The following is a 1,197-nucleotide window of genomic DNA, read 5'->3' on the forward strand; positions in this document are numbered from 1 at the left end:
CAAGAGTCTGTCCGGGCCTTCTCAATGTCATGCTGGGGATGGCACCATCCTCACCGATAGTAAACGAGGTATGAAGCGCCCCAGTCTCATCGTATCCATCCGGTGTGACGCGCCTTGCGGGGGCAGGCAGCGAGCGCTCTTAAGCGTGCTCTTAAGAGTGTGCTTTGGAGCGGTTGATGGGTCAGGTGACGGTATTTTCGGGGCCGGAGCGGCGTCGGAGGTGGACTGATGAGGAGCGGCTGCAGATAGTGGCCGAGGCGTTTGCGCCGGGCGCCAGAGTTGCCGACGCCTGCCGACGCCATGATGTCTCGACGGGGCTGATCTACACGTGGCGGCGCAAGCTGCGCGAGGCAGGCGAACGGGCAACCAGTGTGCCCGAGGCGATACCGACGCCATTGTTTGCTGAAGCGGTGTTGGCCGAGGATGCCGCGGCGGCCGCGTGCGGCGCTGAGTCTCCCGCGATCATCATCGACCTGCCGCGCGGCAAGCGTCTGAGCATTTATCCCGCGGCACCGCCGGCGCTGGTTGCGGTTGCCCTGAAGGCTCTGCGGTGATCCCTCCGGGCGCGCGGGTGTGGATCGCGCTCGGCCACACGGATATGAGGAAGGGCATGCAGGGGCTGGCGCTGCTGGTGCAGCAGGGGCTCAAGCGTAATCCGCATGGCGGCGATCTGTTCGTATTCCGCGGCCGCGCAGGATCGCTGATCAAGATCATCTGGCACGACGGGATCGGCATGTCGCTCTACGCCAAGCGGCTCGAGAAGGGCCGGTTTGTATGGCCGTCAGCCACGGATGGAACGGTGTCGCTGACCCCCTCGCAGCTGGCCTGCCTGCTGGAGGGGATCGACTGGCGTAACCCGCAGTATACATGGCGGCCGGCGAGCGCAGGATAATCGTCGAAGACCCGCATTTTGCCCTTGCGATAGGGGCCGGATGATGATTCACTCTCCCCCATGGAAGCCGTCATTTCGCCCTTCCCGGACGATGTAAAAGCGCTCAAGGCGCTGCTGGTTTCCGCGCTCCAGAAGGCTGACGAAGCAGAGGCCAAGCTGGCCAACGCCCATGCCCGCGAGAGCGCCATCGAGGCTTTGATCGCCCACCTCAAGCTGCAGATCGCCAAGCTCAAGCGCGAGCAATACGGCCCCAGCGCCGAACGCAGCCGCCGCCTGCTGGATCAGATGGAGCTGCAGCTCGAAGA

At 64.3% G+C, this 1,197-nt stretch carries 3 protein-coding genes; all 3 read left to right on the forward strand.

Annotated features, from left to right (window positions below; genetic code table 11):
• Positions 1-176 precede the first annotated feature (176 nt).
• Positions 177-554, forward strand: coding sequence for a transposase (locus tag WEA77_RS03240; RefSeq protein WP_368066423.1), 378 nt, complete (start codon positions 177-179; stop codon positions 552-554).
• A complete protein-coding gene (gene tnpB, locus WEA77_RS03245) occupies positions 551-892 on the forward strand; it encodes an IS66 family insertion sequence element accessory protein TnpB (RefSeq protein ID WP_368066424.1) in 342 nt (113 codons plus the stop codon). Before WEA77_RS03240 ends, tnpB begins: the two co-directional genes overlap by 4 nt.
• A 60-nt stretch (positions 893-952) precedes the next feature.
• Positions 953-1,197, forward strand: a 245-nt coding sequence (locus WEA77_RS03250) for a transposase (protein ID WP_368066425.1), incomplete at its 3' end; no start/stop codon positions are given.

Source organism: Hyphomonas sp., assembly GCF_040882205.1.
In the GTDB taxonomy this organism is placed as follows: Bacteria; Pseudomonadota; Alphaproteobacteria; order Caulobacterales; family Hyphomonadaceae; genus Hyphomonas.

Excerpts from the sequence above, each read along its gene's own strand:
- WEA77_RS03240 (WP_368066423.1), top strand. The coding sequence starts at position 177 with ATGGGTCAGGTGACGGTATTTTCGGGGCCGGAGCGGCGTCGGAGGTGG.